We start from the raw sequence: 6618 nt of genomic DNA on the forward strand, positions 1-6618 counted from the left end.
GGCGTCGCTGCTGCTGTATCGGCCCCAGCCGCTCTGCCGGCACGGTACGTTCCAGCATCGCCAGCGAACTCCCCAGCGTGGCCAGCACCGCAAGATTGCCCCGGGCATTGCGGGCGATCTGCGCAAATGCGGCGTCCACATAGTCGGCAAAGTCTCGCTGCTGGCATTGCAGCCGCAGCTGCCCGTTCACTCGCCGAAACGGTTCCGGCATATGTCGCCCGGACAGGTCGGCAATCACCGCGCCCAGATACAGCACACACTGCTCAGCGGTGGTGGAATCGTTAATCCCCGGCGACAGCGCCTTGATGGCGATATCCACCAGCTGCCGAATACCGAAAGCCGGGTCTTGCTCGATGGTGCGATGGCGGTTGATCACATAGCAACGCAACAAGGCCGCACAGCGCTCTTCGTCCCAGCCCGGCCCATGCAGGTACAGCAATGGCTGCCCCTGGACCACAAACTCGCCCACCGCCACACGCATGGTAACCACCTGCCCCTGGGCATCGGCTTCCTTGACCAGGCCGTTCAGGTACACCTGCTGCACAAACCCGGTGAGCGGGGCCGCCAGCGTGTGGCCTGCCGGTTTATGGCCTGAAGCGTCGCCATCCATCTCCGGCATCACCGCCTCGGCCCGCAACGCCGCCGGGTTCTCGGCGACACGCCCGAACGCCTGATCGTAGCGCTGGGCGATCGCGGCCTGGGTGTCTTCGGTGATTTTCGCCACCACCTGGGATACCTGGATCGAACTGGCAATGTGGTGAATAAAATAGATCAGCAGCGCCAGGCCCACGAAAGCCCCCAGCAACGCCACCATCACGGCAAGGCCATGCCCCAACAACAGCGAATCCGCAGGCAGGCTGCGCAGCACCAGCAAACAGTAGGCGAACACACCGACAATCACGGCCAGCGTCAATTGATTGATGCGATCGGCCATGTAATCGCGTAACAGGCGGGGAGAATACTGGCTGGCCGCCTGGGCCAACACCAGCATGGTGATAGAGAAGGTCACGCCGGCCACGGTAATCATGGAACCGGCGATGGTGGTCAACACCGCACTGGCGCCTTCCGGATTCACCGCCAGCAGGTAGGCCCACCAGTGTTCGCTGGCATCCGGAAGCTCACCGGGGATGGCCGTCAGGATAAAGGCCAGCAGCGACGCCCCGACCAGAAAGCAGGCCGGCAGCAACCACATGCTGGAACGTAACTGGGTATACCATTGCTGAAACCGTGCCAGCACCATGGCTCGCCCTCGCATCCTTGCCCGGGCGGATTACCCGGGTGCGCCACGCTTATGAACGCCCCCGGGCAGAGACCGGGGGAATCAGTCTTCCAGTGACAGTTTGTCCATCCCCGGCAGTGGCGGCAAATCTTTCCGGGTGGCACTGGCAAAGCGCGGCTTTTCCAGCTGGACCGTCAACCCCTGCAGGGTTTCCAGTGGCGCCTTGGTCGCCACCAGATTCGCCAGCCACACCGGCACGCTGCCGCCCGGATCCACGAAGGTTTCAAACTGCACCCGCACCCAACCATCGTCCATGGGAGTAATGATGAACTGGTTATCCAGCGCGGGAATACGTACGAAGCCATCCTGCTTTCCCAGCACGCCTTCGGCATTCACGCTGTGCAGGGTGATCGAGCCGGTGTCCTGGTTCTGGCTCAGCGTATTGGCCAGCACCACATCCCGATCCGACACCGGCCAGATACCGTGAAAGCGCATGTGAATTTCTTCACGGCTTTCCACCGACAGCCGCTTGGCGCCCTGGTTCTGGAAGATCCACTCCGGGAAGGTGTCCACGGCGGTAATCACCGCCAACACCGAGGTGGCGGATGCCTTCACTTCGACAATGCCCTTGAAGGCTTTTACCGGGCTATTGGAAACATCGCGCACATACGTGGTCACATCGCCCCGGGCCTCACCCTCATGATTGGTTTTCCAGTTTGCCGCCCAGGCCGGATTCACCAGCACCAGAGGGGCCAACAACAATGCCACAAACATCGCTCGCAATGGTCTTCTCCTTACTCTTGTTTTCAACAGGAATACAACATCCAAAACGCTGGCCGCAGTATGCTGCCCGCGCACAGGGAAGCAACCGCCAGCCGGGGGATTGGCCCCAATTACCGGCGTTGCCGAGGGCAATTCAAGGCGGATATTTTTCTCACTCTGGCTGATGGCTCTGCGGCAGATCCATGCCTTTCAATTCCGGGTAACGCTTCAGGGCCTGGTCCAGCTTAGCATTCTGGTAGGTCTCGTTGCTGGCCATCTCACGTAGCCCCTGCAGGGTTTCCTGGGGCGCCTTGTGGGAAATCACGTTTGCCACCGAGGACACATTGCCGCCCGGATCGATAAAGGTTTCGAATTCGATGCGTGTCCAACCGTTATCCAGCGGCGTCAGCACAAACTGATCTTCCAGCGCCGCAACCCGCACATAACCCTCGTGCTCCGGCTCGCCATCCACGGCATGGGAGGCCAGGGTAATGGCACCGGTTTCCTCATTCTGGGTGGTCTGGGTTTGGATCAGGGCATCACGATCCTTGGCCGGCCAGATGCCCTTGAAACGGATATAGGCCTGGTCGTTATCGCGTAACTCCAGTGACTGGCACTGATACAACCAGTCCGCGCAGGCACTGCTATCCGCCATCACCGCCAGTACACTCAGTACCGGCGCTTGCACTTCGGTGACACCCCGGAACGCTTTCACCGGGCTGTCTTTCATGGCTTTATCGTAGGTATTGATGTCCGTGCGGGCCTTGCCTTCATTCACGGTTTCCCAGTCTGCCGCCATGGAACCGGCGGATAACATCAAGGTCACGGCCAATGCTGATACGCGTACCGGGCGGGTCCATCCTGTCACTTTGCTCATGGTCTCTCCTTGTTGCCCTGAGGCTGCTTTAGCGTTGCATCATCATGAAATCGCAACACTTTCTTATCACGGTGGCTGTTAGGACCATGGAACAGCACTGGTATCTCCCCACGCGATGGCTATATCATGCATTTTTTACAACTTGCGACAGGCAGAACGGGTCACGTGAAATCGCTTCTGCTTGGCGCCATCTGGCTGTACCAGAAGGTGCTGAGCCCCTGGATAGGCAATCAATGCCGCTTCTACCCCACCTGCTCGGAATACGCCCGGCAGGCGGTAGTTGCCCATGGCAGCCTGCGCGGCAGCGCACTGGCGGCGAAGCGACTGTGCAAGTGTCACCCCTGGCACCCGGGCGGTTTTGACTATGTGCCCGGCACCGAACCCGACCCGGAACAGCACCAATGCACACCGTCATGCGGTGAACACAGCGGGGGGACATCACCATGATCCCCGCCATGCTGAACCGCTACCATCGCGGCCTGTCACTGTCTCTGGTACTCGGCCTGTTCTGTGCCCAGCTGCTGCTGGCATGGCACGCCCCGGCCCACATCGACGCAGGCCAACACAGCCCCGCCAAGGAGCTGCTGGCTTCCGCTGATTGCCAGGTGTGTACCCACGGCCATGGCATGCTGGCACTGCCCAGCGATTACAGTACTCCGGTCACAAAACGCACCGAACCCGTTCCGCTCGCGCCCGCCACCACCGTGGTGCTCCGCAGCAAGCGCAATCCCTACCCGCCCCGCGGCCCCCCTGTCTCTGCCTGACTCCCGTTACTGATCACTGATCATACTGGCGCATCGCCTTTTGCCCCCTCTCCATGAGAGCCGGGCCTGCTGCGCCTGCCTGCGATCAGCAACAAACGTGTTTCCGGCACGAGTCCGGCCAGCCGCTTTCTTTTCGGCTGCGCCCTTTTACTCGTGCCCTCATTCATGCCCTGCATGAACGCTAGAGACAGAGGTAGTTATGATATTTCGACGCCAGACCCTGACCGGGTGCGTCGCCGTGGCCCTGTTGGCGCCCACGGCAGTATTGGCCGACGCTGAAAACAACAGCGCAGCCGCAGACCAGGCTCACGAGCTAAAACAAGTGGACGTGTCCGCCCTGCCGCTGGGCAGTGACAGCCCCAGCACGCCCTATTCGGTGATGGATCAGCAAACCCTCACCCAGAAGAGCCAGAACACCCTTGGGGAAACCCTGAAAGACCAACCCGGTGTCCACAGTGACACCTTTGGTGGCGGCGCCAGCCGGCCAGTCATTCGCGGCCAGGGCGGTCCTCGTGTGGGGGTGCTTAACGATGGCTCCCAGGTCCTGGATGCCTCCAGTATTTCCCCGGATCACGCGGTCACAGTGGACCCCCTGCTGGCGCGCCAGATCGAAGTCCTGCGCGGACCGTCCACCCTGCTCTATGGCAGCGGTGCCAGCGGCGGTGTTGTCAACGTGCTCGACACCCGCATCCCCACCCAGCGCCCCCGCGAAGAGGTGGAAGGTTTCGTGGCAGCCCGGGCCAATACCGTGGCCGATGAGAACGCCACTGCCGCCGGCCTCACCTTCTCCGCCACCGACAATCTGGTGTTCCGGGTGGAAGGCAGCCGCCGCGATGCGGACGACTACGAAGTGAATGGCTTCGAAGAACTCACCGTGCCCGGCACCTATGCGGAAAGCGACAACGGCAGCATTGGCGCCTCCTGGATCGGTGATCAGGGCTACTTCGGCATGGCCTACAGCTATCGTCGCGACAACTATGGCCTGCCCGGTCACAGCCACGAATTCGAGGAGTGCCAGTCCAGCGGCACCAGCCTGGATTGCCCCACCGGCGGCCATAATCACGACCACGACCATGGCGAGATCGTCCCCTATGTGGACCTGGCCAGCCGCCGGGTAGATGCCCGCGGCGAATACCGCGAACCGTTCGCCGGGGTCACCGCCATTCGCTTCCGTGGCAATCACACCGATTATCGCCACCACGAGATTGAGGAAGGCGCCATCGGCAGCACCTTCACCAACAAGGGCGGCGATGCGCGGCTGGAAGTGGAACATAAACCGCTGGGGAACTGGCGCGGCGTGGTGGGCCTGCAGTACACCCAGTTCGACTTCAGCTCATTGGGTGGCGAAGCCTTCGTCCCGAAGACAGAAACCGAATCCATTGCCGTCTTTGCGGTAGAAGAATATGTCCTCAACGAGCAATGGTCCTTCGAATTGGGGGCCCGCCAAGAGCACCTGACGCAGACACCGGACCAACGCAACGGCCAGCCGCTTGCCAAAGTCACCGCCGACAACGCGTCTTTCTCGGGCGCAGCCAACTGGGCCTTTGTGCCCGGTTATGAACTGGTGCTGTCCGTGGGCCACTCTGGCCGCGCACCCAGCGCCCAGGAGCTCTATGCAGAAGGCGTCCACCTGGCCACCAATACCTACGAATGCGGCTTGCTCAGCGACTGCGGTGGTGGGCAGCGCGATCTGGATGACGAAGTCAGCCTCAACGCCAACCTGAACCTGCGCAAGACCCAGGGCGACTGGTTGTTTGATCTGGGCATTTTCGAAAACCGCATCAACAATTACATCTATGCCCGCACCCTCGACCAGATCGAAGACTTCCGTCTGATCAAGTACAGCCAGCGTGACGCCACCTTCACCGGTGCCGAAGCCTCGGTGAGCTACTACGGTATCGACCCGGTGGGCATCACGGTCTTTGGTGATACGGTGCGCGCCACCTTCGATGATGGCGGCTATCTGCCCCGCATTCCCGCCAAGCGGCTGGGCACTCGCCTCAACAGCTACCTGGGCAACTTCGACGGCGAACTGGAGTTCTACCGCAGCTTCGCCCAGGACCAGATCTCAGGCTTTGAGGAAACCACCCCGTCCTACGACATGGTCAACGCGACCCTCAGCTACCGGCTACGTGGCGACCAGCGCTACACCTTCTATGTGCGCGGTAACAACCTGCTGGGCGAAGAGGTATTCAACCACTCTTCCTTCCTCGCCAGCACCGTGCCGGAGCCAGGTCGCAATGTCACCGTGGGTACCCGCATTGAATTTTGATAAGCCGCAACGTTAACGGCATTTGTACCGGCGCCTTTACTCCGCCGGGCACAACAACACGAATATGGAGAACACCATGCAACGCATGATGAAAAACCTGAAACAAAACGCAGCCCTGCCCCTGTCTCTGCTTGCCGCCTTCACCATGGCCGGTTGTAACGAAACCGGCACCAGTTCTCTGGGAAGCGCAGAAGACGAACACGACCATGCCCACGAAGCCCACCCCGGCCGCCTGGTTATCGCCTCACGGGATGGCGCCGGCGACCAGCTCTACGTCTATGACCTGGAAGAGAGCGCCCTGCTGCCCGGCAACCTGGCTCTGGATAATGCTCCCAGTGCGCTCTACACCAGCCCAGGCAAGCGCTTCGTGCTCGCCCCGCAACGGGACGCCAACCAAGTACAGATCATCGATGGCGGGCTCTATCAACACGACGACCACGTGGACGAAGTCAGCCCGTCCCTCACTGGCACTTTGAACGGCCCGGCCCCCACCCACTACCGCGTCCATGGCGAGCAAGCAGCCCTGTTCTATGATGGTGACGCCGGCAATGCCATCATGGCCGAGGTTGAGCTTCTCACCGATGATTCACTGGAAACTGCCAGCAGCGTCGCCAGCCAGACCCTGGCCAGCGCCCATCACGGTGTCGCCGAACCCCGTGGCGATGTACTGCTCGCCACCTTCCGCACCGCCGCCAGCGGCCTGCCGGAAAAAGTCGACATCTAT

6 protein-coding genes and 1 pseudogene are annotated in these 6618 nt (G+C 61.3%); 4 read left to right on the forward strand and 3 right to left on the reverse strand.

Translation table 11 applies throughout. The features are described from left to right. The 3 genes from A3754_RS16260 to A3754_RS16270 all read right to left on the reverse strand — a co-directional run. The coding region (locus tag A3754_RS16260; protein ID WP_063520540.1) for a DUF2254 domain-containing protein at window positions 1-1240 on the reverse strand (1240 nt) is incomplete at its 3' end. 81 nt (window positions 1241-1321) lie between these two features. Then, window positions 1322-1993, reverse strand: coding sequence for an START domain-containing protein (locus A3754_RS16265; protein ID WP_063520541.1), 672 nt, complete (start codon window positions 1991-1993; stop codon window positions 1322-1324). Window positions 1994-2153: 160 nt separating this feature from the next. Continuing rightward, a complete protein-coding gene (locus A3754_RS16270; RefSeq protein ID WP_063520542.1) occupies window positions 2154-2858 on the reverse strand; it encodes an START domain-containing protein in 705 nt (234 codons plus the stop codon). Between the two features lie 165 nt (window positions 2859-3023). Here A3754_RS16270 and yidD point away from each other — a divergent pair, with 165 nt between their 5' ends. The 4 genes and pseudogenes from yidD to A3754_RS16290 all read left to right on the forward strand — a co-directional run. Further along, window positions 3024-3305 (forward strand): membrane protein insertion efficiency factor YidD, encoded by a 282-nt coding sequence (gene yidD / locus A3754_RS26210; RefSeq protein ID WP_082872241.1) that lies wholly within the window; start codon window positions 3024-3026, stop codon window positions 3303-3305. Next, window positions 3302-3622, forward strand: coding sequence for a DUF2946 family protein (locus tag A3754_RS16280; RefSeq protein ID WP_156497029.1), 321 nt, complete (start codon window positions 3302-3304; stop codon window positions 3620-3622). The genes yidD and A3754_RS16280 overlap by 4 nt, the downstream gene beginning before the upstream one ends. Window positions 3623-3821: 199 nt before the next feature. Further along, a complete protein-coding gene (locus tag A3754_RS16285; RefSeq protein ID WP_063520545.1) occupies window positions 3822-5894 on the forward strand; it encodes a TonB-dependent receptor domain-containing protein in 2073 nt (690 codons plus the stop codon). 76 nt (window positions 5895-5970) lie between these two features. Further along, window positions 5971-6618, forward strand: a pseudogene (locus A3754_RS16290) (hypothetical protein); the annotation flags it as partial.

It is taken from the genome of Alcanivorax sp. HI0083 (assembly GCF_001635175.1).